This window comes from Kribbella solani (assembly GCF_014205295.1).
Taxonomy (GTDB): domain Bacteria; phylum Actinomycetota; class Actinomycetes; order Propionibacteriales; family Kribbellaceae; genus Kribbella; species Kribbella solani.
The window spans coordinates 2,335,846-2,358,953 of the sequence record NZ_JACHNF010000001.1 but is presented as its reverse complement, the minus strand read 5'-3'; the positions used below and the strand labels follow the sequence as shown (position 1 = coordinate 2,358,953).

Annotated in this window: 23 protein-coding genes and 1 riboswitch; of the genes, 18 read left to right on the top strand and 5 right to left on the bottom strand. The window is 69.1% G+C overall.

Annotation, left to right across the window (positions count from 1 at the left end; translation table 11 throughout):
- Positions 1-117 precede the first annotated feature (117 nt).
- Entirely contained in the window at positions 118-654 is a 537-nt protein-coding gene (locus HDA44_RS10590) for a hypothetical protein (RefSeq protein WP_184833372.1), read from the bottom strand.
- Between the two features lie 76 nt (positions 655-730).
- Here HDA44_RS10590 and HDA44_RS10585 point away from each other — a divergent pair, with 76 nt between their 5' ends.
- Both HDA44_RS10585 and HDA44_RS37125 read left to right on the top strand, forming a co-directional pair.
- Positions 731-1,705, top strand: a complete 975-nt coding sequence (locus HDA44_RS10585) for a hypothetical protein (RefSeq protein ID WP_238353599.1) — start codon at positions 731-733, stop codon at positions 1,703-1,705.
- A gap of 55 nt (positions 1,706-1,760) precedes the next feature.
- The gene (locus tag HDA44_RS37125) at positions 1,761-4,034 is read left to right on the top strand and encodes a Y-family DNA polymerase (protein ID WP_238352407.1); all 2,274 of its coding nucleotides are present in this window, start codon (positions 1,761-1,763) and stop codon (positions 4,032-4,034) included.
- Positions 4,035-4,600: 566 nt separating this feature from the next.
- On the opposite strand, the gene HDA44_RS10575 is transcribed toward HDA44_RS37125, so the two are convergent.
- Positions 4,601-4,945 (bottom strand): winged helix-turn-helix transcriptional regulator, encoded by a 345-nt coding sequence (locus HDA44_RS10575; protein WP_184833370.1) that lies wholly within the window; start codon positions 4,943-4,945, stop codon positions 4,601-4,603.
- Between the two features lie 130 nt (positions 4,946-5,075).
- Here HDA44_RS10575 and HDA44_RS10570 point away from each other — a divergent pair, with 130 nt between their 5' ends.
- Both HDA44_RS10570 and HDA44_RS10565 read left to right on the top strand, forming a co-directional pair.
- On the top strand, positions 5,076-5,384 hold the full coding sequence (locus HDA44_RS10570; protein ID WP_184833368.1) for an EthD family reductase: 309 nt from the start codon (positions 5,076-5,078) through the stop codon (positions 5,382-5,384).
- 54 nt (positions 5,385-5,438) lie between these two features.
- Positions 5,439-6,245 carry a class I SAM-dependent methyltransferase gene (locus HDA44_RS10565; protein ID WP_184833366.1) on the top strand — a complete coding sequence of 269 codons (807 nt, stop codon included), beginning with the start codon at positions 5,439-5,441 and terminating at the stop codon, positions 6,243-6,245.
- On the opposite strand, the gene HDA44_RS10560 is transcribed toward HDA44_RS10565, so the two are convergent.
- Positions 6,178-7,359, bottom strand: coding sequence for an RNA polymerase sigma factor (locus HDA44_RS10560; RefSeq protein WP_184843297.1), 1,182 nt, complete (start codon positions 7,357-7,359; stop codon positions 6,178-6,180). The two genes, HDA44_RS10565 and HDA44_RS10560, sit on opposite strands and share 68 nt — an antisense overlap.
- Before the next feature lie 23 nt (positions 7,360-7,382).
- Positions 7,383-7,751 carry a YciI family protein gene (locus HDA44_RS10555; RefSeq protein WP_184833364.1) on the bottom strand — a complete coding sequence of 123 codons (369 nt, stop codon included), beginning with the start codon at positions 7,749-7,751 and terminating at the stop codon, positions 7,383-7,385.
- Positions 7,752-7,943: 192 nt separating this feature from the next.
- Between HDA44_RS10555 and clsA the strand changes: the two genes are divergently transcribed.
- The 12 genes from clsA to HDA44_RS10495 all read left to right on the top strand — a co-directional run bounded on the left by clsA (position 7,944) and on the right by HDA44_RS10495 (position 19,103).
- Positions 7,944-8,540, top strand: a complete 597-nt coding sequence (gene clsA / locus HDA44_RS10550) for a cardiolipin synthase ClsA (RefSeq protein ID WP_184833362.1) — start codon at positions 7,944-7,946, stop codon at positions 8,538-8,540.
- A gap of 4 nt (positions 8,541-8,544) precedes the next feature.
- Positions 8,545-9,387: a DUF881 domain-containing protein gene (locus tag HDA44_RS10545; RefSeq protein WP_319035936.1), complete on the top strand. Its 843-nt coding sequence runs from the start codon at positions 8,545-8,547 to the stop codon at positions 9,385-9,387.
- Positions 9,384-9,716 carry a small basic family protein gene (locus tag HDA44_RS10540; RefSeq protein ID WP_184833360.1) on the top strand — a complete coding sequence of 111 codons (333 nt, stop codon included), beginning with the start codon at positions 9,384-9,386 and terminating at the stop codon, positions 9,714-9,716. The genes HDA44_RS10545 and HDA44_RS10540 overlap by 4 nt, the downstream gene beginning before the upstream one ends.
- A gap of 1 nt (position 9,717) precedes the next feature.
- Complete coding sequence (locus HDA44_RS10535) at positions 9,718-10,623, top strand: DUF881 domain-containing protein (RefSeq protein ID WP_184833358.1); 906 nt, start codon at positions 9,718-9,720, stop codon at positions 10,621-10,623.
- A gap of 51 nt (positions 10,624-10,674) precedes the next feature.
- Positions 10,675-11,058, top strand: a complete 384-nt coding sequence (gene gcvH / locus HDA44_RS10530) for a glycine cleavage system protein GcvH (RefSeq protein WP_184833356.1) — start codon at positions 10,675-10,677, stop codon at positions 11,056-11,058.
- A 123-nt stretch (positions 11,059-11,181) separates the two neighbouring features.
- Positions 11,182-11,724 carry an FHA domain-containing protein gene (locus HDA44_RS10525; protein WP_184833354.1) on the top strand — a complete coding sequence of 181 codons (543 nt, stop codon included), beginning with the start codon at positions 11,182-11,184 and terminating at the stop codon, positions 11,722-11,724.
- Positions 11,711-12,406 (top strand): transcriptional regulator FtsR, encoded by a 696-nt coding sequence (gene ftsR / locus HDA44_RS10520; protein WP_184833352.1) that lies wholly within the window; start codon positions 11,711-11,713, stop codon positions 12,404-12,406. The genes HDA44_RS10525 and ftsR overlap by 14 nt, the downstream gene beginning before the upstream one ends.
- A 111-nt stretch (positions 12,407-12,517) precedes the next feature.
- Entirely contained in the window at positions 12,518-13,012 is a 495-nt protein-coding gene (locus HDA44_RS10515; RefSeq protein WP_184833350.1) for a bifunctional nuclease family protein, read from the top strand.
- 285 nt (positions 13,013-13,297) lie between these two features.
- Complete coding sequence (locus HDA44_RS10510) at positions 13,298-13,864, top strand: MerR family transcriptional regulator (RefSeq protein WP_202888070.1); 567 nt, start codon at positions 13,298-13,300, stop codon at positions 13,862-13,864.
- A gap of 15 nt (positions 13,865-13,879) precedes the next feature.
- Positions 13,880-14,773 carry a dihydrodipicolinate synthase family protein gene (locus HDA44_RS10505; RefSeq protein WP_184833346.1) on the top strand — a complete coding sequence of 298 codons (894 nt, stop codon included), beginning with the start codon at positions 13,880-13,882 and terminating at the stop codon, positions 14,771-14,773.
- Positions 14,774-14,788: 15 nt separating this feature from the next.
- Positions 14,789-14,878, top strand: a riboswitch (glycine riboswitch).
- 86 nt (positions 14,879-14,964) lie between these two features.
- Positions 14,965-17,805 (top strand): aminomethyl-transferring glycine dehydrogenase, encoded by a 2,841-nt coding sequence (gcvP, locus tag HDA44_RS10500; RefSeq protein ID WP_184833344.1) that lies wholly within the window; start codon positions 14,965-14,967, stop codon positions 17,803-17,805.
- Complete coding sequence (locus HDA44_RS10495) at positions 17,805-19,103, top strand: serine hydrolase domain-containing protein (RefSeq protein WP_184833342.1); 1,299 nt, start codon at positions 17,805-17,807, stop codon at positions 19,101-19,103. The genes gcvP and HDA44_RS10495 overlap by 1 nt, the downstream gene beginning before the upstream one ends.
- Here the strand turns inward: HDA44_RS10495 and HDA44_RS10490 are convergent.
- On the bottom strand, positions 19,100-20,200 hold the full coding sequence (locus tag HDA44_RS10490; protein WP_184833340.1) for a cobalamin-independent methionine synthase II family protein: 1,101 nt from the start codon (positions 20,198-20,200) through the stop codon (positions 19,100-19,102). The two genes, HDA44_RS10495 and HDA44_RS10490, sit on opposite strands and share 4 nt — an antisense overlap.
- A gap of 145 nt (positions 20,201-20,345) precedes the next feature.
- On the opposite strand from HDA44_RS10490, the gene HDA44_RS10485 reads away from it, so the two are divergent.
- Both HDA44_RS10485 and HDA44_RS10480 read left to right on the top strand, forming a co-directional pair.
- A complete protein-coding gene (locus tag HDA44_RS10485; RefSeq protein ID WP_184833338.1) occupies positions 20,346-20,753 on the top strand; it encodes a hypothetical protein in 408 nt (135 codons plus the stop codon).
- A gap of 30 nt (positions 20,754-20,783) precedes the next feature.
- On the top strand, positions 20,784-22,934 hold the full coding sequence (locus HDA44_RS10480; protein ID WP_184833335.1) for an MMPL family transporter: 2,151 nt from the start codon (positions 20,784-20,786) through the stop codon (positions 22,932-22,934).
- Positions 22,935-23,108: the final 174 nt, after the last annotated feature.

Here is a 23,108-nt window from a genome sequence, read left to right as displayed (position 1 = left end):
GAGTGGTTCTCCACGACCTGCACACGACGAGATCGTCTGTCGCCACCACCTGCTCGAGCTGCTCGATGCTGATCGTCAGCCCCGGCACCGCGCCGCGGGAGGTGTTGAGCGCGTTAATCAGGTGTTCCGGTTGAGGTCTGCCGGGGTGATGAGGAGCTCCAGCTTGTCGTCGGTGAGCTGGTTGATCAGGTGCTTCATGCGCTGGGCCTCTGCGGTTGTCGGCAGCGCGCCGTCGAGTAGATCGGGCAGGAGCAACTCGTAGCCGGTGCGGGCACGCGGGGAGTAGCGGTGGCGGGTACGGGCGACTGCCGACGAGACGCGGATGGCGTGCTCGTTACCCGGAGGTACGGCGGGGCGATCGGTCTCCCGCGCTCCGAACCGGAAGCCGTTCGCCTTGTCGCAGCTCACGCATCCGGTGTCGCCCGAGCCGAGCGCGGCGCCACAGTCCGGGCAGATCAGCCGATCCATCGCCGCGTCCACCACCCGCCAGTCGAACTCGGAAGGATCCTGGAGCACGACCTCGGCCAACTGCCTGGCCTCCGGTGTCTCCGGGCGGACGCCGGAATCGGCACAGAAACTGTCCCAGGCGACGTCGAGACTGTCCTCGACCTGCCGGATCGCGGACCGGAGCCGGGAGTGTTCGGAGCGCAGCACACCCCAGACCTTAGCCGCCGGGAGGCCTGTGGACGACCGGATTGACATGTTCGAACAGGTGTTCGAACATGGAGTCATGGCGGGAACCAGAACACCCACAAGTCGAGCCAAAGCACTCGACCAGGCCCGCCAGCTCCTGGCCCGAGCCAAAGCCCAAAAAGCCACCACCACTCCCGCCCCACCACCCCCCGACCCCAACCCCCAACCAACAGTCACCAGCTTCGACCCCGATTTCCCCTACCCGAGCAACCCCCATGCCGACCTCACCCGGCTCGGCTCCGTTCATGCCGGTTCGTCCGACCTCGACCCCACTCGGCTCGGTTCGGAGAGTGCGGAGGTGCGGCTGACTTCGGTGAGTGGTGTGAGCGGAGCAGGCGGAACCCGGATCCCCTCGGCGCAACGGGTGCAGCAGGCCCTCGACACCGCCGAGGTGGACCGCGACCTCCCCACCCACCCCGCCGTGAGCGGGTTACTGGCAGGCGCCAGCCTGCGCGGCGGATCGGTGTACTCCGTGCGTGGCAGCGCCGCCCTGGTGATGGCGCTGATGGCCGGACCATCCGCGGACGGCGCCTGGTGCGGAGTCGTCGGCATCCCGTCGTTCGGGGCCGAGGCAGCGCACGGTTTCGGCGTCGACCTGGAGCGCCTGGTGCTCGTCCCGCACCCGGGCCCGGACTGGCTCAGCGTCGTCGCCGCCCTGGTCGACGCGCTGACCGTCGTGGTCGTCCGCCCACCCGGCGAAGTGACACCGGGGGAGGCGTCCCGGCTGGCGGCCCGGCTCCGGACCCGCGGCGCGATGCTGATCGCATCCGGCTCCTGGCCCGGCAGTGAAGCCAGGTTCGAGATCGAGAGCAGCACCTGGACCGGCCTCGGCGCCGGCGAAGGACTGCTCACCGCCCGCCGGGCAACCGTCGCGGTAACCGGCCGCCGCGCCGCCACCCCCACCCGCCACCACCTCTGGCTACCTGCCCCCGACGGCACCATCCACCCCGCCACCCCAACCGAAACGCCCAACACAACCACCTGGCCAGAACAGATCGAGGCAGTCGGGTGACGGGCCGACAGAAGGTTGCCGGGGCGGTCCGGGACAAGCGGATGAGGTGGTTCGGATGACGGATCGGCGGGGGTTGACTCGGGCAATGGTGATTTGGGTGCCGGACTGGCCGGTTGTTGCTGCCGCGGTGGCGGCGGGACGATCGCCGGACGATCCGATCGCCGTACTGGAGAAGGGAAAAGTGCTCGCCACCTCCGCCGCCGCGCGGGCCGAGGGGGTGCGGCGCGGGCAGCGGGCGCGGGACGCGCAGTCCCGGTGCCCGGAGCTGGTCGTGCTCAAGTACGACCCGGTGACCGACGCGCGGGCGTTCGATCCGGTGATCACGTGCCTGGAGGCGATCACTCCGGGCGTACAAGTGATCCGGCCGGGAATGTGCGCTTTGAAGGCGCGCGGCCCGGCCCGGTTCTACGGCGGTGAGGATGCGGCCGCGACGAAGCTGCTGGACCGGTTGGAGACGTTCGACGTGCACGGCAGCCGGGTCGGGATCGCGGACGGTCCGTTCGCCGCGGAGCAGGCCGCCCGGGCGAGCTCCGCGCGTACGCGGGTGCACGTGGTTCCGGTGGGTGGGTCGCCCGGGTTCCTCGCGCCGTTGTCGGTCGACCTGCTGGAACGGCCGGTGCTCACCGATCTGCTCCGCCGGCTCGGCCTGCGTTCGCTGGGTGCGTTCGCGCGGCTGTCCGGGACGGAGGTGCTGACCCGGTTCGGTCCCGAGGGTGCGTTCGCCCACCGCCTTGCCCGCGGCGGCGACGACCGTCCGGTGACCGGCCGCGACATCCCGCCGGAGCTGACCCGGGTCCTCGACTTCGAGCCGGCCGTCGACCGGGTCGACCAGGTCGCGTTCGCGGTCCGGGCGATCGCCGACGACCTGATCGCCCGGCTGACCGAGCTCGGCCTGGTGTGTACGACGCTGCGGGTCGAGGTCGGCACCGAGTCCGGCCGGATCCACGAGCGCGACTGGCTGCACCCACGCTGGTTCACCGCCGCGGACGTCGTCGACCGGGTCCGCTGGCAGTTGCAGGGGAGCGGCACGGCAACCAGCGAACTGACCTCACCGGTAGTCCGGGTGCGCTTGATCCCCGACCAGGCCGACCCCCTGGGTACGCACGCCGACGGACTGTGGGGCGGCGGCCCCGACGAACGAATCCACCGCGCCCTGTCCCGAGTCCAAAGCATGCTCGGCCACGGCGCGGTCGTCTCACCCGTCCTAGGCGGCGGCCGCACCCCCACCACCCGCCAATCCCTGATCCCCTGGGGCGACCCCCCAACCCCACCCCGCCCCCCAACCCACCCTTGGCCCGGAACAACAACCACCACCCACCCACCACCCCCCAACCCCACCCCCAACCGCAACCCCAACCTCAGCTCCAACCGCAACCCCAACCTCAGCTCCAACCGCAACCCCAACTCAAGCTCCGGCCGCAACCTCCGCGCCGACCCCAGCTCAAGCCTCAGCTCCAACCGCGACCCCGGCCTCCGCGCCGACCCCACCCCCAACGCCAGCTCAAGCCTCAGCTCCAACCGCGACCCCGGCCTCCGCGCCGACCCCAGCCCCAACGCCAGCTCAAGCCTCAGCTCCAACCGCGACCCCGGCCTCCGCGCCGACCCCACCCCCAACGCCAGCTCAAGCCTTAACTCCAACTCCAACCTCGGCTCAAGCTCCGGCCTCAACTCCGCCCCCAGCTCCAACCCCGCGTTCGCCTTCAGCTCCAACCCCAGCCGCTGGCCAACCCTCGCCCCCACCACGGTCTTCCCAACCCCCATCCCCGCCGAGGTCCTGTCCGCCGACGGCACCCCCATCTCAATAACCCCCCGAGGCGCCCTCTCAGCAACCCCCACCACCTTCACCCTCAACCCCACCGCCCCCAACCCCCTCCCTCAAACCCCCACCCCGCACCCTCCCCAAACCCCCACCGCACCCACCCCCCTCAACGCCCCACCCAGCACCTCCAACACCCCACCCAACGCCTTCAGTACCCCGCGCACCGGCTCCCCGCGAACAGTCACTCCGCTCACTTCCGGTGCCGAGCTCGCTTCCGGTGTTCGGCGGACCGGGTTCGGGGGGTTGACGGTTGGGTCTCGGGCTCGTAGGGGCGGCCTTGGTTCGCGTATGCGTCTGGTTGGGGGTTCTGGAGGTGAAGGGGAAGTTGCTGAGGGCAACGAGATTTATGGGATTGTTGACTGGGCCGGGCCGTGGATCAGTGTTGAGCGGTGGTGGGATGAGGCCGGTGGTTCGCGGGAGGCCCGGTTTCAGTTCCAGGCCGATGACACCCGCGCCTGGCTCTTCATCCTCCGAGAAAACACCTGGCTGGCCGAGGCAACCTACGACTGACCCACACCAAACCCGCGACTGACCAACCAACCTACGACTGCCCAGTCGAACGTGCGGTTGTTCAACCTGCGGTGCTCAGTCGAACGTGCGGCTGTCCAACGTGCGGTGCTCAGCCGAACCTGCGGTTGACCAACCGAGCCTGCGGCCCGGTCGTATGGCTGGCGGGTTGTTTCACTGGTGGCGGGTTGCAACTCGTCGGTGGTTGCACAACGTGGTTGTCGTCCGGCGCGGGCGTGTCATGGTGAGGGCCTGCCGCCCGGTGTTCGCTGTCGGCAGACTCCAGCCGGCTGCTGGTGAAGACGTGCTGTTCTCCGCCGTGCCTGGCTACGACCCGAACCCGAGGATTCCCGCGTGATGCCGCGATGGCTCGCTGATGCTGCGATCGGGCGTACGGCGGTGGGGCTTGGGATCGGATCGGTTTCGGAAGAAAGAACCGCGCAACTCGCCCCCCTCGGTTGGGTTGGTGGTGCAGGGTGCGCGCTGCGTTGGCGGGGGTCTCCCGCCTGCGAGGGGTGACGGGGCAACCGTGGAGGTCAACCACTCAAAATGGTGGGGGCTGGAGGTTGTTAGTCGGGGTTGGTGGGAGAGAGGGTTTCGGCCCATTCGGTGGACCAGCGGGCCAGGGGGCGTAGTGCGCGGTGGGCGCTGTGGCCGAGGTCAGTGAGGGCGTAGGTGGTGTCGGGGTGTTGTTCGACGATGGCTGCGTCGAGTAGTTCGGTCAGTCGTTGGCGGAGGACGCTGGAGGACATGTTGTCGCAGCGCTCCTGCAGCGCACGGAACCCGACCGGGCCTTGCCGGAGTTCCCAGACGATGCGCAGGTTCCATCTGCGGCCGAACAGGTCGAGGGCGGCCATCAGTGGCCGGCCGGTGCTCGATCCTCGGACTGCCTGTCCCGGTCTGGGTGTCGCCATCGTCGCTCCGTTCCCTCTTGCTGCTTCGATATCCGACACATTATCGTGTTCCTCAGTGCTTCGATTTTCGAAGCATTTGGATGGCGACGGCCAGGATGTTGTGGGCGCTCGCCGCTGAACGGAGGCTGTTGTGCACAAGGTGTTGGTGCTGTATCCCGAGCCCGTCGATCCCGACCACTTCCGCGACTACTACGTGAGCAAACACCTCCCGCTGGTCGAGCGGTGGCCGGGCGTGCTGGCGTGGCGCTACAGCTTCGAGGTGGCGGCGGCGCGGGGAGAGACGCCGTACTTCGCGGTGTTCGAGGCCGAGTTCGCGGATGCCGCGGCGTACGCGGCGGCGAGCGCGTCTCCGCAGGGCCAGGAACTGTCGGCCGATGTAGCCAATTACGCCACCGGTGGTGTGGTCGTCATCCACTATCCGGTGCAGAACGGCAGCTGATCGGCCAGGTGGAAGCGCCGGTTCGCGTGGATCCAGGGGGCTAAGGTCTGAAGAATGACCGAGCTTGCGGCGACGTTCCAGTACGAGGCGGTGGCGGCGGCGTACCAGTACCGGCCGCCGTACCCGGATGAAGTGTTCGATCGGCTCGAAGGTCTGATCGGTGACGAGCCTCGGCGGGTGCTCGATATCGGCGCGGGGGAGGGCGCGATCGCGCGTCCGCTCGCGCCGCGGGTCGAGTGGGTTGACGCGATCGACTTCTCCCAGCGCATGGTCGACGCGGGCCGGCGGCGCCCCGGCGGCGACCGTCCGAATCTCAGCTGGCAGGTCAGCCCGATCGAGACCGCTGACCTCGACGGCCCGTACGCCCTGGTGACGGCGGGCGCGAGTATTCACTGGATGCCTTGGGCGGAGACGTTCGCCCGGATCGTCCCGCACCTGACCCCGAAGGCCCAGCTGGTCGTCATCGAGCACGGCGCGGTCGACGAGCCGTGGCTGGGCGAGTTGCTGCCGATCCTCGAGCGGCATTCGCGGAAGAAGAACCACGACCCGTCGTTCAGCGTGGTCGACGCGATCCGGGACCGCGGGCTGCTCGAGCTGACCGGTACGGCGCGAACCGCGCGGGTCACGTACCGGCAATCGGTCGCCGACTACATCGAGAAGTTGCACTCGACGTCAAGTCTGGCACGCGACCTGATGACGGCCGACGAAGCAGTCGCATTCGATCAGAGCGTCGAGCAAACCCTCCGCCCGTACGCGCACGACGGCGTCCTCGACCTGTCCATCGAGGCCCAACTCAGCTGGGGCCGCCCAATCCAGCAGCCCGGGCCTGCAGATACCGCTGCTCCGGAACGCTCTGCGTAAGCCGGGCCGCCAGCTCGTACGCGGCCAGCGCCGCCGCGCGGTCACCGGCCAGCTCGAGCAGATGTGCTCGTACGGCGGCCAGCCGGTGATGGTTCTTCAACGCCGGATCAACCGCGTCAAGCAACGCCAGTCCATCCGCCGGACCATGCACCATCGCGACCGCGACGATCCGGTTCAACGTCACCATCGGCCCGGGCGCGGTCGCTTCGAGCAGTTCGTACAGCATCAGGATCTCGCGCCAGTCCGTGTCTTCGGCACGCTGCGCCTGGTCGTGTACCGCGGCGATCGCGGCCTGCAGCTGGTACGACCCGACTGGCGCCGTACGCAACGTTGACGTGATCAGCTCAGTGCCTTCGGCAATCGCAGCGGTGTCCCACAACGTACGGTCCTGCTCCGGCAACGGCACCAGCGCGCCGTCCGCGGTGGTTCGTGCCGGTCGCCGCGCGTCCGTCAGCAGCATCAGCGCGAGCAGCCCCGCCACCTCACCCTCCGCCGGCAGCAGCGTCCGCAGCTGCCGGGTCAGCCGGATCGCCTCCGCGCTCAGCTCGACCCGGTGCAGCGATGCGCCGGACGACGCCGTGTAGCCCTCGTTGAAGATCAGATAGAGCACATGCAGTACGGCCGCCAACCGCTCGGCCTGCTCAGCCACCGGCGGCATCGCGAACCGGGCACCTTGCAGCTTCGCCTTCGCCCGGCTGATCCGCTGCCCGATCGTTGCCTCCGGCACCAGGAACGCCCGGGCGATCTCACCGGTCGTCAGTCCGCCGACCGCGCGCAGTGTCAGCGCGACCTGCGACTGCGCGGTCAGTGCGGGGTGGCAGCAGAGCATCAGCAACGTGAGCGAGTCGTCGGCGGACGAGGCCGGTTCGGGCGGGGTCCACGACGCTACGGTCTCCTCCCGGCGTACGCGGGCGGTGTCGCTCCGCAGTACCTCGATCCGCCGCCGGGAAGCGACCGTGACCAGCCAGCCGCGTGGGTTGTCCGGAACACCTTCACCCGGCCACTGCCGCGCCGCCGCCAACAGAGCTTCCTGTACGGCGTCCTCGCACGCGTCGAAGTCGCCGTACCGTCGTACCAGCGCGGCCAGAACCTGGGGAGTCAGCTCCCGGAGCATGTCCTCGATCAAGCGTCGCTCGATCAAGCGAACGCGCCGAGATCGCGGACCGGACGTACCTCCACCACGCTGAACGGCGCTTCCGGGATCTGCGTGACAATCTCCACAGCACGATCCAGCGTGTCGCAGTCGAGTAGGTAGAAGCCGGCCAGCTGCTCCTTCACCTCCGCGAACGGTCCGTCCGTGGTCAGTGCCTGACCGTCGCGGACCAGCACCTGTTTGGTCAGCCCAGGATCGTCGAGTGACTCCGACGCCACCAGCTCGCCGCGAGCCGCAAGTGCCTCGTGCAGAGCGGCGTACCCAGCCATCCCTTCCCGCTTCTGTTCGTCCGTCAGCGTGTCCCAGACCGCGCGTGACTCCGGGTTGCCGTAGATCAGTACCAGGAACTTCATCTGCTCAGCGTAAGCATCACCAAGGGGTATCGATCGGGTCACCGCTTCATACCGCCCATAGCAACGCCGCGCCCGCCGCGTTCAGGTATCAGGGGAATGGAAGGGCATGCCCCGGCATGGCCGGGGGCAAACCTGTCGGCATGCCCCAGTACAGTTACGACGGGTACTCAGGGTGAGAGAGGGAGGGGTCGCGTGCCGGACTTGGAAGTGTCCGACCGGGTGTGGACGATCCCGAACGCGCTCAGTTTCCTTCGGTTGCTGGGCGTGCCGCTGTTCTTGTGGCTGGTTCTCGGCCCGAAGGCGGACGGCTGGGCGCTGCTGGTGCTGGCGATCTCCGGCTTCACCGACTGGGCCGACGGCCAGATCGCCCGCCGGATGAACCAGACCACCCGGCTCGGCCAGATGCTCGACCCGGTCGCGGACCGGCTGTACATCTTCGCCACCGTGATCGGTCTGGCGCTGCGCGACATCATCCCGTGGTGGCTGGCGATCGCGCTGCCGCTGCGGGACGTACTGCTGACCCTCACCTTGCCGGCGCTGCACCGCCGCGGGTTCAACGCGCTGCCGGTGCACTTCCTCGGCAAGTCCGCGACGTTCTGCCTGCTGTACGCGTTCCCGCTGCTCCTGCTCGGGGACGGCGACAGCACGCTGAACATGCTGGCCCGGGTGTTCGGCTGGGCGTTCGCGATCTGGGGTACGGGGCTGTACTACTGGGCCGGCGCGCTGTACTTCGCGCAGCTGCGGCACCTGATCCAGACGGTGAAACCGATCAAGGACACGGCCGGGTAGACAGGTGACCCAGCAAGCCCCGTCCAAGCCACGGCGCGTCGACGCGTCGATGTCGCTGCTGAACAACCTGATGGCGCACCCGATCGACGAGGGGTACGCCGCTGCCGCCAGGACCCGGCCGAACCAGGACGGCAAGTCCGCCCGGTCCCGCTACCGCTACCGGGCGATGCTGGTCGCCGCGACTGTCGTTCTCGGTTTCCTGCTCGCGGTCGCCGCCGCGCAGAACTACCGTGCCGCGCCGGAGGCGGAGAAGCAGCGCAAGGAGCTGATCACCCGGATCAACCAGGCCGACACCCGGTTGTCCGACCTGCGCAACCGGCAGTCCGGGCTCGCCGACGAGGTACGCGGCCTGCAGGCGAGCGGACTGAGCAACGACAGCAGCGGCGCGGCCCTGCAGCAGAAGCTCGACGACCTGGAGCTGCAGACCGGGGCGATCGCGGCCACCGGGCCCGGCATCAAGGCGGTCATCGACGACGCCAAGAACGCCGACGCCAAAGAAGGCCGCATCCTCGACGTCGATCTGCAGCAGCTGGTCAACGGCCTGTGGACGGCCGGCGCGGAGGCGATCTCGGTGAACGGTCACCGGATCACCTCACTGACCGCGATTCGCGGCGCGGGCAGCGCCATCACGGTCGACTACAGCTCGCTCACCCCGCCGTACACGGTGCTCGCGATCGGCGACACCGCGACGATGCCGGCCCGGTTCGCGCAGAGCTCGGGCGGGCAGTGGGTGCAGTACCTGGTCAGCAACTTCGATGTTCGATCCACCATCACGACGGAGGACTCCTTGCTGGTGCCGGCCGATGCGACGATCGCGTTGCGTTACGCGAAGGTGGGTCCGAAATGATCGCCGTACTCGGACTCGTTGCCGGGGTCGTGATCGGCCTGCTGGTCGCGCCCGACGTACCGGAGTGGGCGCAGCCGTACCTGCCGATCGCGGTGGTCGCCGCGCTGGACGCGGTGTTCGGGGCGCTGCGCGCGTTCCTGGACGGGATCTTCGACGACAAGGTGTTCGTGGTGTCGTTCGTGTCCAACGTGCTGATCGCGGCCCTGATCGTGTACCTGGGCGACCAGCTCGGGGTCGGCTCGCAGCTGTCCACCGGCGTGGTCGTCGTGCTCGGTATCCGTATCTTCACCAACATGGCGGCGATCCGCCGGCACATCTTCCGGGCCTGACATGACCGACGACAAACCGGACCAGACCCCGGACCAGACGCCGGACAAGCAACCGGACCAGCCGCCGCCCCCGCGACCGGAACCGAAGCCCGAACCGCAGCCCGAGCCGGACGCCAAGCTCAAGGCGGACGCCAAGCCCGTGCCGACCCCGATGCCCAAACCGAAGCCGAAAACGCCGAACCTGGCGCTGCGCCGGCTGCGGACCGGGTTCAAGCCGTCCCGCGGCCAGGCGATCGTCGCCCTGGTGCTCGCGCTGGTGGCCTGCATGGCGGTCGTCCAGGTCCGGGTGAACCGGGCCGACGACGGGTACCAGAACGCCCGCCGCGAGGACCTGATCGCGATCCTGGACGGCCTCGGCCAGAACACCCGCCGGCTGGAGAGCGAGATCACCGACCTGGAGGAGCGGAAGAACTCGCTGTCCTCCAGCGCGGACAAGGCCCAGACCGCCCGCGAGCAGGCCGAGGCCCAGGTCCGTACCCTCGGCATCCTGGCCGGTACGCTGCCGGCGCAAGGACCGGGGGTACGGATCACGCTGAACGACCCGCAGGGCAAGATGACCTCGAGCAACCTGCTGGACGCGATCGAGGAGCTCCGGGACGCGGGCGCCGAGGCGATCCAGATCAACGGCGCGGTCCGGGTGGTGGCGAGTACCGACTTCGTCGACGACGCGCCGGGAATCGCGGTCGACGGCAAGAAGGTGACGTCCCCGTACGTGGTGGAGGCGATCGGGGAGTCGCACAACCTGTCCGGGGCGGCGAACTTCCCGGGTGGTCTGGTCAGCGAGGTGACCGGTCCGCAGGTCGGCGGAACGGCCGAGGTGACCGAGCTGCCGGCCCTCCAGATCACCGCCTTGCACGCGCCGGAGGAGCATCGTTACGCTCGCCCGGCGGCCAGCCCGACGAAGTAGCTGCCCCTGCAGTCCGCAACGGCACTGCAGTTTCGACGAAAGGGAACGACGGTGTACCCCGAAGACCTGAAGTACACGGCCGAGCACGAGTGGGTGAAGGCCGCTGAGGAGGGACCGGTGCGGGTCGGTATCACCGACTTCGCGCAGGAGCAGCTCGGCGACATCGTGTACGTGCAGCTGCCCGATGTCGGCACCGTGGTGCGGGCCGGTGACTCCTGCGGCGAGCTCGAGTCGACCAAGAGCGTGAACGATCTGTTCGCCCCGGTGAACGGCACCGTGCGCGCGGTGAACGAGGCGCTCGGCGACCAGCCGGACCTGGTCAACACCGACCCGTACGGCGAGGGCTGGCTGCTCGACATCGAGGTCGAGGACGCCGCCGAGGTGGCGGCGCTGATGGATGCCGACACCTATCAGGGACAGCTCGACCAGAGCTGACAGCCAACTGATAGCGTTACCGGGCCTCAACCGCTGGTCGAGGGTTGAGGCCTATGTCCACACTGTCAATACGGGGTCTATCGAAAACGTCGCCGGACCGCCGGCGATCGGGAGGATCACAGCATGCCGTTCTGCAACCAGTGCGGGCACGAGAACTCCGAGGGCAGCCGGTTCTGCTCGCAGTGCGGAGCGATGCTGCCTGGCGCGGACCGCCCGGCGGCAGCCCCGGCGACTCCTCAGCCGATGCCTCAGCCTGGGGTCACCGACACCGCGATGCTGACCCCGATCGGGGCCGAGCCGGAGCCGGAGCAGACCGGCGAGCCGCTGACCGCCGACGACGAGGCCGCCGTCGGCGCGCTGCCGGCCGGGTCCGCGCTGCTGATCGTCCAGCGGGGCCCGAACGCGGGCAGCCGGTTCCTGCTCGACGTCGACGTGGTCACCGCCGGCCGGCACCCGGACAGCGACATCTTCCTCGACGACGTGACGGTGTCCCGCCGGCACGCCGAGTTCCGCCGGGACGGGTACGGCGTGAAGGTCCGCGACGTCGGCAGCCTGAACGGCACGTACGTGAACCGGGACCGGATCGACGAGGTGCGGCTGAACAACGGCGACGAGGTCCAGATCGGCAAGTACCGGCTGGTCTACTACGCCAGTGGCCAGGCCTGAGCCCAGCACCGAAGGGCCCGCCGACGGCCGTGGCATCGGCGAGGTGCTGCAGCTGCTCCAGGCCGAGTTCGCCGATGTCACGATCTCCAAGATCCGGTTCCTGGAGGCGGAAGGGCTGGTCACGCCGGCCCGGACCGCTTCCGGGTACCGGAAGTTCAGTGCTGCCGACGTGGAGCGCCTCCGGTACGTACTGACCGCGCAACGCGACCAGTACCTGCCGCTGAAGGTGATCAAGGAACACCTCGGCGCGATCGACCGGGGGCTGCGTCCGGCCGCCGCCGGTCCGCCGGTCGCGCCGGCTTCGTTGCCGCAGACCCCTGGTCAGCCGGTCGCTGACGATTTCGGTGCCGCGAGCACCGAGTTGCGGCTGACCCGCGAGGAGCTGCGTACTGCCGCGGGCGTCTCCGCCGAGTTGCTCGGCGAGCTGGAGAGCCATGGCCTGGTGGTGGCCAGCGGCAACCATTACTCCGGCGACGCGATCGTGATCGCCCAGGTCGCCGCCGAGCTGGCCGGGTACGGCCTCGAGCCGCGGCACCTGCGCGCGTTCCGTACCGCCGCCGATCGGGAAGTCGGCCTGATCGAGCAGGTCACCGGCCCACGCCGCACCGACCAGACCGCCGAGCTGGCCGCCCTCACCGTCCGCCTCCACACCGCCCTGGTCCGCTCCCGCCTACCCCGCTGACACACGAGTGGATATCCACTGCTCTTGTGGGTTCTCCACCGGTGTACGAGTGGAGAACCCACAACGCCAGTGGATATCCGCTCGTGTGTCGGCGCGGAGTAGGGTGGTGGTGTGCGCGAAGTCGACGTGGTCGGAGTCCGGGTTGAGATGCCCTCGAGTCAGCCGATCGTGCTGTTGCGGGAGGTCGGTGGGGAGCGATACCTGCCGATCTGGATCGGCGCGGCCGAGGCGAGTGCGATCGCTTTCGCCCAGCAGGGGATGGAACCACCCCGGCCGCTGACCCATGACCTGTTCGCCGAGACGCTCCGGGTGCTCGGGCACACCCTGAGTCAGGTCCGGATCGTGAACCTGACCGACGGCGTGTTCGAGGCGATCCTGGTGTTCGACGACAAGACCGAGATCTCGGCGCGGCCGTCGGACTCGATCGCGCTCGCGCTGCGTACGGGTACGCCGGTGTTCTGCACCGAGGAGATCCTGGCCGAGGCCGGGATCCCGGTCCCGGAGAGTGAGACGGACGGCACCGACGAGGTGGTGGAGGAAGAGGAGGTCGAGCGGTTCCGGGAGTTCCTCGACCAGGTGACTCCGGAGGACTTCGACAAGAGCTGAGCCCGCCGGTTCCGCCCGCGCCGAGCGTGATCTGCCGGGCCGCGGTACAAGATCGGCCAGGTAACGATTCGTACGGCGGTCGCGACACGCTCGCGGCTCGATGCGGTTGTCGTTGACCCGGTTCGGGCGGCGGCTTACCGTGAAGAAGTCGTGGGGTGCTGTCACTCCACGCGGATGGCTCGTTCCAGTCGGTATCCAGGCGGTATCCAGGGAGGCTCAGGCGTGACACGCACCGGCGACACGGATCTGACGGCGCAGTCGACGTCCGACGCGCACGCCGAGGCCATGGCGGCTGCCGAGGCTTCCGCCGGGGTCCAGGGTCTGTTGTTCGACGACGACCTGCGGCCGATGCCGGAGGACGTCGGGTTCCGCGGCCCGACCGCGTGCGCCGCGGCCGGGATCACCTACCGGCAGCTCGACTACTGGGCGCGGACCGGTCTGGTCTCGCCCTCGGTCCGCCCGGCGACCGGCTCCGGCACGCAACGCTTGTACGGGTTCCGCGACGTGCTGTTGCTGAAAGTGATCAAGCGGCTGCTCGACGCCGGGATCTCGCTGCAGCAGATCCGGACCGCGATCGCGCACCTGAGCAAGCGCGGCTTCGACGACCTGACGCAGATCACGCTGATGAGCGACGGCGCGTCGGTGTACATGTGCAGCTCGCCGGACGAGGTGATCGACCTCTTGGCCGGTGGCCAGGGTGTGTTCGGGATCGCGCTCGGCGGTGTCTGGCGCGAGGTCGAGGGTTCGCTGTCCGAGCTGCCGACCGAGCGGGCCGACGGTCACGACGACGGCGATTCCGAGTCCCACACCGATGAACTCGCCGCGCGCCGTCGCGCCCGGATGACAGGCTGACGTAACGTTCGTTCCGTGCGCCCACTCACTGCCGACTCGCTCCGCGGTGTGTGGGCGACGTTGTTGCTGCCCCTGAACGCGGACGACTCGATCGATTGGGTGCGGTTACAGGCTCAGGCCGACGCGCTCGGCGCCGGCAGCTTGGCCGGTATCTACGCGCACGGGACGGCGGGGGAGTTCCAGACCCTGACCGAGGACGAGTTCGACCGGGTGAACGAGGTGCTGGCCGCTGTCGGCCAGCCGTTCCAGATCGGGGCCTCGCATCCGTCGGCTCAGGTGCAGCTGTCACGGGTGGAGCGGGCCGCGAAGCTCGCGCCCGGAGCAATCCAGGTGATCGCCCCCGACTGGTTACCCCTGAACCCGGCTGAGATGCTGGAGTTTCTGCGGCGGGTGAGTGCGGCGGCGGACGGCGTGCCGTTGGTGTTGTACAACCCGCCGCACGCGAAGACCGCGATCGGTCCGCGGCAACTGGGCGAGCTCGCGCAGGACGTACCGAGTCTGATCGGCTTGAAGACGGCCGGCGGTGACAAGGCCTGGTTCGACGAGGCGCTGCGGTCGGGGCTGTCGATCTTCGTGCCGGGTCATTTCCTGGCGAGCATGACGTCACTCGGCGCGCATGGCAGTTACTCGAACGTGGCAGCCCTCTCACCGAACGGCGCGGTGAAGTACGCCACCGACCTGGAGGTCGAGCGCCGGATCGGCGAGTTCTTCGCCGCCCACGTCGCGCCGCTGCAGAAGGCCGGCCTGTCCAACCCGGCGCTGGACAAGTTCCTGGCCGCGGTGGGGGACTGGGCGGACGCCGGCACCCGGGTGCGCTGGCCGATGCAGTCGGCCACTCCGGAGCAGGTCGCGGCGGCGCGGCCGGACGCCCGCAGGCTGCTGCCCGAACTGTTCCCGGATTCCTGGTAGCCTCGGGACAGCCGTACACAACACTCGGGAGAGACCCGTGTCATCGGGCGCCGAAGGGGCAATTCCTCCCCGGAACCTCTCAGGCCCACGGACCGAGTGTCACAGGCGACTCTGGAGCGCGCGCGGGTGACCGTGCCGGCGTGACAGAGGGGGAGGCGACCGGACGCATTTGCCAGCAACGGAGCCTCTAGATGAACAACTCACCGCAGCTTTCGGCGACCTTCGCCGACCGGCACATCGGGCCGCGCCCGGACGAGATCGCCCGGATGGTCGACCTCCTCGGGTACGCGGATGTGGACGCGCTGGTCGACGCCGCCGTCCCTGCCTCGATCCGCTCCGCCGAGCCGCTGCGGCTGCCGGAGCCGGCCTCCGAGGTCGACGCGCTCACCGAGCTCCGCCAGCTGGCCGCCCGCAACAACGTCGCCACCTCGATGATCGGCCAGGGCTACTACGGCACCTTCACCCCGTCCGTCATCGTCCGCCGCCTGGTCGAGAACCCGGCCTGGTACACCGCCTACACGCCGTACCAGCCGGAGATCTCCCAGGGACGGCTCGAGGCGCTGCTGAACTTCCAGACCGTGGTCTCCGACCTGACCGGCCTGCCGACCGCGAACGCGTCCCTGCTCGACGAGGGCACCGCGGCCGCCGAGGCGATGACGCTGGCGCACCGCTCGAACAAGAAGAGTAAGTCCGACCGCTTCCTGGTCGACGCCGACTGCTTCGCGCAGACGATCGCGGTGGTGCGTACGCGCGCCGAGGCCCTTGGGATCGAGGTGGTCGTCGCCGACACGACCGACGGTCTGCCGGCGGGTGACTTCTTCGGGTTCCTGGTGCAGTACCCGGGTTCGAACGGCGCCGTCCGTGACCTGAATCCGCTGATCGAGGCGGCGCACGAGGGTGGCGCGCTGGTTGCCGTCGCCTCCGATCTGCTCGCGCTGACGTTGCTGGAGGCACCGGGTGAGGCCGGCGCGGACATCGTGATCGGGTCGTCGCAGCGCTTCGGCGTACCGCTCTTCTACGGTGGTCCGCACGCCGGCTTCATGTCCGTACGCTCCGGTCTGGAGCGGTCGTTGCCCGGTCGCCTTGTCGGCGTGTCGATCGACGCCGACGGCGCCCCGGCGTACCGGCTGGCGCTGCAGACACGCGAGCAGCACATCCGGCGTGAGAAGGCGACGTCCAACATCTGTACGGCGCAGGTCCTGCTCGCCGTGGTCGCCTCGATGTACGCGGTGTACCACGGACCGGAGGGGCTGCGCGCGATCGCGGAGCGGGTGCACTCGTACGCGGGCAAGCTCGCGGCGTCGCTGCGGGCCGGCGGTGTCGAGGTCGTGCACGGCGACTTCTTCGACACGGTGCTCGCGCGCGTACCGGGCAGTGCCGCGGATGTCGTCGACGCCGCCCGGCAGAACGGGATCTGGCTGCGGCTCGTCGACGCGGACCATGTCGGCATCTCCTGTGACGAGAAGACCGACGTCGCCACGCTGACCCGGGTCTGCCAGTCGTTCGGCGTGCAGTACGACGACACGCTCGGCGCCGCCGCGATCACGGTGCCGCGGACGAGCGAGTACCTGACGCACCCGGTCTTCAACACGCACCGGTCCGAGACGTCGATGCTGCGGTACCTGCGCAAGCTGTCCGACATGGACTACGCGCTGGACCGGGGGATGATCCCGCTCGGGTCCTGCACGATGAAGCTGAACGCGACCACCGAGATGGAGCCGGTCACCTGGCCGGAGTTCGCGGATCTGCATCCGTTCGCCCCGGTGGAGGACGCGGCCGGGTACGTGAAGCTGATCGGTCAGCTGGAGCGCTGGCTGGCCGAGGTGACCGGGTACGCGAAGGTGTCGATCCAGCCGAACGCCGGTTCGCAGGGCGAGCTGGCCGGGCTGCTCGCGATCCGGGGGTACCACCACGGCCGCGACGACCTCGAGCGGAACGTCTGCCTGATCCCGGCGAGCGCGCACGGTACCAACGCGGCCTCCGCGGTGATGGCCGGGATGAAGGTGGTCGTTGTCAAGGGCAACGATGACGGCACGATCGACCTGGACGACCTGCGCGCGAAGGCGGCCGAGCACGCTGCACAACTCGCGGCGATCATGATCACGTACCCGTCGACGCACGGCGTGTACGAGGAGAGCGTCCGCGAGGTGTGCAAGATCGTCCACGACCACGGCGGCCAGGTGTACGTCGACGGGGCGAACCTGAACGCGCTGCTCGGTCTCGCGCAGCCGGGTGAGTTCGGCGGCGATGTCAGCCATCTGAACCTGCACAAGACGTTCTGCATCCCGCACGGTGGCGGTGGTCCCGGCGTCGGCCCGGTTGCCGTCGCCGCGCATCTGGCGCCGTACCTGCCGAACCACCCGCTGCTCGACCAGGCCGGGCCGGAGTCGGGCGTCGGCCCGATCAGCGCCGCGCCGTTCGGTTCCGCGGGCGTACTGGCGATCTCGTGGGCGTACATCCGGATGATGGGCGCCGAGGGCCTGACCGCCGCGACGAAGGCGGCCGTGCTGACCGCGAACTACGTGGCGAAGCGGCTCGAGGGCGCGTTCCCGGTGCTGTACACCGGCGAGAACGGCCTGGTCGCGCACGAGTGCATCCTCGACCTGCGCCCGATGACGAAGGAAACCGGCATCACCGTCGACGACGTCGCGAAGCGGCTGATCGACTACGGTTTCCACGCCCCGACGATGTCGTTCCCGGTGGCCGGCACGCTGATGGTCGAGCCGACCGAGTCCGAGGACCTCGGCGAGCTCGACCGCTTCTGCGACGCGATGATCGCCATCCGGCACGAGATCGACCGGGTCGCCGCCGGTGAATGGCCCGCCACCGACAACCCGCTGGTGAACGCCCCGCACACCGCCGAGTCCGTCATCAACGACAAGTGGGACCACAGCTACACCCGCGAGGAAGCCGCCTTCCCGCGCTCCGTGGACCGCAGCAGCAAGTACTGGCCCCCGGTCCGCCGCATCGACGGCGCCCACGGCGACCGCAACCTGATCTGCTCCTGCCCAGCCCCGGAGGCCTTCCAGTAATGTCCTTGCGTTCTGACACCGCCGCTGCCCTGTTCGCCGAGGTGGCGGCGGCGCAGGGTGAGTTCAAGGTGCCTTCGGTTTGTGCCGGCGTGTTGCGGGACGGAGCGCTGGTGTGGACGGGTGAACGCGGACGGTTCGCCACCGCCGGTGGGGACCTGCCGGGTGCGGACGTGCAGTACCGGATCGGGTCGATCACGAAGACCTTGACGGCGGTTCTGATCATGCAGTGCCGGGACGACGGGCTGCTCGGGCTGAATGATGCTGTCGGCAAGCATCTGCCCGGCGTCGCGTTCGGGGATCTGACCGTACGGCAGCTGCTGGCGCACAGTGGTGGGATGAACGCCGAGCCGGAAGGCCCTTGGTGGGAACGGAATCCGGGGGTTTCGTACGACGAGCTGGTCGCGGCGATGGACGACGCGCACGCGGCCGGGCCGGCGGATCGGCGGCATCACTACTCGAACCTCGGGTACGGGCTGCTCGGCGAGATCGTCAGCCGGGTACGCGGTGAATCGTGGCTGGAGCTGGTGCGGTCCCGGATTCTCGCTCCGCTCGGGATGACGCGTACGACGTACTTCCCGACTGCCCCGAAGGCGGATGGGTTTTCGGTGCATCCGTTCAGTGGGCAGCTCGTTCCGGAGCCGGCGTACGACTCCGGCGCGATGGCACCGGCGGGCCAGTTGTGGAGCACGATCGAGGACCTGGCGCGGTATGCGGCGTTCTGGATCGACCCGGTGCATGACGTACTGAGCCGCGACTCGGTCGAAGAAATGGCCGCGCCGGTGGCGTCCGATCCGCAGGAAGCGCTGACCGCGTCGTACGGGCTGGGGCTGCGCCTGATCGCGGATGATCCGCACCTGCTGGTCGGTCATACCGGCTCGATGCCTGGCTTCCTGGCCGGTCTGTTCGTCGATCGTGATCGCCGCGTCGGCGCGGTCACCCTCGGCAACGCGACGTACGGCCGGGTCGCCTCGCTGGCGCCGGACCTGATCCGGATCCTGGCCAAGTACGAACCGCCGCTCACGCAGGAGTGGGTGCCCGAACCGTCGCTGGCTCAGGGCGCGGACCTGCTCGGTCACTGGTACTGGGGCAACACGCCGATGACCATCACCGTCTCCGGCGGCATCCTGCAACTGTCCGGCGGCCTCAGCACCCGCCTGGCGCCCCTGGGTCCCGACCTCTACCAGGGGCGCGACGGCTACCTCGCCGGCGAACGCCTCCGGGTGATCCGCGACGGCGGCACGATCACACACCTGAACGTCGCCACCTTCGTTCTCACCCGGACGCCCTACGGCGCCTAGCCCCAGGCTCCTTCGGCGACCGCGACGGTCAGATCGAGTTTGCGGCGCTGTTCGTCCCAGGTCAGCGGGTTGCCGACCACCTCGGACGCGAACCCGCACTGCGGGCTGATCGCGAGGTTCTCCATCGGGACGAGCCGTGCCGCCTCGTCGATCCGGCGGAGCAGTTCGCCGACATCCTCCAGCTCGCCGGACTTGGTGGTGATCAGGCCGAGTACGACGTCCACGCCGGCGGGTACGTGCTTGATCGGCTCGATCGTCCCGGCGCGCTCGGTGTCGTACTCGAGCAGCCAATGATCCACGGCGAGGCCGCCGAACAGTTCGGCCGCGATCCCGTCGTACGTCCCCTCGTTGAACCATTGGCCGCGATAGTTGCCCCGGCACAGATGCATGCCGACGCGTACGCCGTGGGACCGCAGCAGGTCGACGACGGTCCGGTCGGCGTCGATGCACCGCCGCAGCAGCGCGGCCGGGTCCAGACCCTCCGCCTCGTAAACGGCCAGCATCCGCGGATTCACGAAGCTGGTGAAGCACGGCGCGTCGATCTGCACCCACCGCACGCCGTCCGCGATCAGCGCCTCGGCCTCCGCGCGCAGGACCGCGGCCAGGTCCTCGACCAGGTCGGCCCGGGACGGGTAGTGCGGGCCGCTGACCTGCTGATCCCAGTTCGCCACCACGAAGTTGGTGACCTCGGGCATCGACACCTTGTACGGCCCGGGGGCGTGCTCGGCCAGCAGCGCCGCCTCCCGCGCGGTGAACCGGTCCCGGTAGGCCAGCCTGTCGCCGATCAGATTCAGGATCGCGTTGTCGGCCTGGCTCTCGTCGCCGTCCTGCCACTCCAGTACGGGTGCCTGGCTCACGAATCCGTCGGTGTTCTCGGTCAGATGGCTCATGAAGTCGGTCCGCAGGTACTCGCCGTCGGTGTACACGCCGATGCCGGCGTCACGCTGCACGTCGAGCGCGAGCCGGACCGACTCCGCCTCGATCCGGTGGAGTTCGTCCGGGCCGAGCGTGCCGGCCGCGTGCGCGGCGCGGGCGTCGAGCAGGGCGGGCGGCCGCAGCAGACTGCCGACATGCAGGGCCTTGGGGAGATCGGGCATACGTGGTCCTTTCCGGAGCCGGTTGGCGGGCGGCGAACGGCAGTGTACGGCCGGTCGTGGCGGACCGGGGAGGGTGAGGTGACCGCGTCAGGGGCTGTCAGTCCGATGTCAGGGCGGTGTCAGCATGCCCTGTGATGGTGATTGCATGACGAACTCCATCGCTCTCACCGCTCAGGACAAGACCACGCTCGCGGTCGCGGCCCACGGCTCGATCGCGCTGATCGCCGCCGCCGGCGTGAAGTCCGCCGGCAAGATCGCCGTCGCCGGTTCGCTCGCGCTGGCCTCGGCGACCGGACCGGTCGGGCACGCGCTCGACGAGAACCAGAAGGGCCTGAAGCTCGACGGCAAGTCCACCGCCGAGCTCGCCGACCAGGTCTTCCCGGCGCTGACCGCGGCCATGCACCTGCTCAAGGACCAGGACGCGGCCACCGCCGACGACTTCCGCGGCACCGTGCTCGCTGCCGTGGAAGCCGGTTCCCGCGCCGAACGCGGCGGCACCGGCCCCGCGATGACCGAGATGATCCGCAAGATCACCAACGCCCTGGACGCCTGACCGTCCTTTCCTGCCCGGAGGCAGACCGAAATGTTCCATCGCATCGGGCGCGTTGCCGTCCGTCATCCCATCTGGACGATCGTGGCCTGGCTGGTGATCGCGGTCGCCGTGGTGGCGACCGCACCGAGCCTGCCGTCGAGCAGCGACCAGAGCAGCTTCCTGCCCAAGAGCTACGAGTCGATCCAGGCCGCGGAGCTCCAGCAGAGCGCTTTCCCGACCGCGTTCACCCCGTCGGCCATCGTCCTGTACTCGCGTTCCGACGGCGGGCGGCTCAGGCCCGCCGATCTGAAGGACGCCGCGAAGATCACCGCCGAACTCGGCGCGAAGAAGCTCGACCAGGTCGAGCAGGTCGTACCCGGGCCGCCGTCGAAGGACGGCCGGTATGTGCTCGGGCTGGTGTCGATGGACACCAATAACGCCGGTCAGCAAAGTCAGCTCGACGCCGCGAAGACATTGCGCGACGACGCGAAGGCGCTGACGAAGGGTACGCGGCTGGACGCCAAGCTCGGTGGTTCGGCGGCCCAGGGTCTGGATCAGCAGGAGTCGTCGACCCAGGCCGACAAGCTGACGTTCGTGGGTACGTTCGCGATCATCCTGATCACGCTGCTGATCATCTTCCGGTCGCCGATCCTCGCGCTGCTGCCGCTGATCGTCCTGCTCGCGCTGGTGTCCACGACGGCCAACGGGCTGATCGCCGACGCTACGAAGCTCTTCGGGCTGGAGGCGAGCAGTTCGATCTCGGCGTTGCTGATCGTGGTGCTGCTCGGGGTCGGTACCGACTACTACCTGTTCCTGATGTTCCGCTATCGCGAGCGGCTACGGGCGGGTGAGGAGCCCAAGGAGGCGATGATCAGCGCGGTCGGACGGGTCGGCGAGGCGATCGCGTCGGCGGCCGGTGCGGTCATCATCGCGTTCCTCGCGCTGCTCCTGTCCACGCTCGGCTTCCTGAAGCAGATGGGGCCGGCGCTGGCGATCACGGTCGCGGTCACGCTGGTCGCCGCGCTGACGCTGTTCCCCGCGATCTGCTCGCTGATCCCGCCGCGGGTGCTGTTCTGGCCGTCGAAGGCATGGCGCAACGAGCCCACGAACGCGCGGTTCGCGGCGCTCGGGCGCGGCGTCCAGCGCCGGCCCGCCCTGTTCGCCGCGGTGTCCGGGATCGTGATGGTCGCGCTGGCGCTCGGCACGCTCGGCTTCAAGGCGACCTTCGACCTGGCGTCCGGTTCGATGCCGAAGACCAAGGAGTCGATGGTCGTCCAAACCGAGATGCAGTCCGCGTACTCGGCCGGTGCGGCCGAACCGACCTCGGTACTGGTGACATCGACCGGCGACGGGCGGCTCGATCCGTCGGCATTGCCCGCGTACGAGAAGAAGCTCGCCGCGGTCGCGGGCGTCGCCGACGTCCTGCCGGCGGCGATCAGCAAGGACGGCCGGACCGCGAACATCACGGTCACCCTCGGCTACGGGTCGGCGACCGACGAGGCACTGCGTACGGTCGGTACCGTCCGCGACGTCGCGCACGCGGACGCGCCGCCGGGTACGAAGGCGCTGGTCGGCGGTATGTCGTCGATCTACAAGGACATCAACGCCGCGGTCAACCACGACTACCGGACGGTGTTCCCGCTGGCCGCGCTGTTGATCATGATCATCCTCGGACTGTTGCTGCGCAGCGTGGTGGCGCCCTGGTACCTGATGGTTTCGGTGGGTCTGGGCTTCGGCGCGACGCTTGGTGCGACCGTACTGATCTTCCAGCAGGGCCTGGGACATTCCGGCCTGATGTTCATGCTGCCGGTGATCATGTACCTGTTCGTCGTTGCCATCGGCACCGATTACAACATCCTGATGATCGCCAGGCTCCGCGAGGAGGCGCGGGAAGGACGCGATCCGCGCGAGGCGGCGAGTATGGCGGTCCGGCACGCCGGTCCGACCGTCGCCGCGGCCGGGTTCATCCTGGCGGCGACCTTCGCCACCTTGATGCTGGCCGGCAACTCCCTGCTGACCGAGATGGGTTTCGCGGTCTCCTTCGGCATCGTGGTCGCCGCGTTCGTGATGGCGATGTTCTTCACCCCGAGCCTGACCGCCCTGATCGGCCACGCCGCTTGGTGGCCGGGCCATCAGGACCGTCAGCAGCTACCCGAGGACGCCGCCGAGCAGAAATCGCCGGAGCCGGTCACTCGGTCCTGATACCCCGGCGCGGCCGTGCGGCTCAGGCACGGCCGCGCCGGCTGGGGGGGTGGCCCACGGAGTGAGATCGCGGGGTGAGGATTACCACTTTCGGCGGTAGTCGAGTTGACACGGTGGGTGCGGCGGGCAAAGGTTAGGGCTGCCTTAGTAAGGGTTGCCTTACTCGACAACTTC

Bases quoted from the DNA above. Each gene is read 5' to 3' on its own strand.
- HDA44_RS10585 (WP_238353599.1), top strand. From the start codon at position 731: ATGGCGGGAACCAGAACACCCACAAGTCGAGCCAAAGCACTCGACCAG.
- HDA44_RS37125 (WP_238352407.1), top strand. From the start codon at position 1,761: ATGACGGATCGGCGGGGGTTGACTCGGGCAATGGTGATTTGGGTGCCG.
- HDA44_RS10575 (WP_184833370.1), bottom strand. From the start codon at position 4,945: ATGGCGACACCCAGACCGGGACAGGCAGTCCGAGGATCGAGCACCGGC.
- HDA44_RS10565 (WP_184833366.1), top strand. From the start codon at position 5,439: ATGACCGAGCTTGCGGCGACGTTCCAGTACGAGGCGGTGGCGGCGGCG.
- HDA44_RS10560 (WP_184843297.1), bottom strand. From the start codon at position 7,359: ATGCTCCGGGAGCTGACTCCCCAGGTTCTGGCCGCGCTGGTACGACGG.
- HDA44_RS10555 (WP_184833364.1), bottom strand. From the start codon at position 7,751: ATGAAGTTCCTGGTACTGATCTACGGCAACCCGGAGTCACGCGCGGTC.
- HDA44_RS10540 (WP_184833360.1), top strand. From the start codon at position 9,384: ATGATCGCCGTACTCGGACTCGTTGCCGGGGTCGTGATCGGCCTGCTG.
- HDA44_RS10535 (WP_184833358.1), top strand. From the start codon at position 9,718: ATGACCGACGACAAACCGGACCAGACCCCGGACCAGACGCCGGACAAG.
- HDA44_RS10525 (WP_184833354.1), top strand. From the start codon at position 11,182: ATGCCGTTCTGCAACCAGTGCGGGCACGAGAACTCCGAGGGCAGCCGG.
- HDA44_RS10510 (WP_202888070.1), top strand. From the start codon at position 13,298: ATGGCGGCTGCCGAGGCTTCCGCCGGGGTCCAGGGTCTGTTGTTCGAC.
- gcvP (WP_184833344.1), top strand. From the start codon at position 14,965: ATGAACAACTCACCGCAGCTTTCGGCGACCTTCGCCGACCGGCACATC.
- HDA44_RS10495 (WP_184833342.1), top strand. From the start codon at position 17,805: ATGTCCTTGCGTTCTGACACCGCCGCTGCCCTGTTCGCCGAGGTGGCG.
- HDA44_RS10490 (WP_184833340.1), bottom strand. From the start codon at position 20,200: ATGCCCGATCTCCCCAAGGCCCTGCATGTCGGCAGTCTGCTGCGGCCG.
- HDA44_RS10485 (WP_184833338.1), top strand. From the start codon at position 20,346: ATGACGAACTCCATCGCTCTCACCGCTCAGGACAAGACCACGCTCGCG.
- HDA44_RS10480 (WP_184833335.1), top strand. From the start codon at position 20,784: ATGTTCCATCGCATCGGGCGCGTTGCCGTCCGTCATCCCATCTGGACG.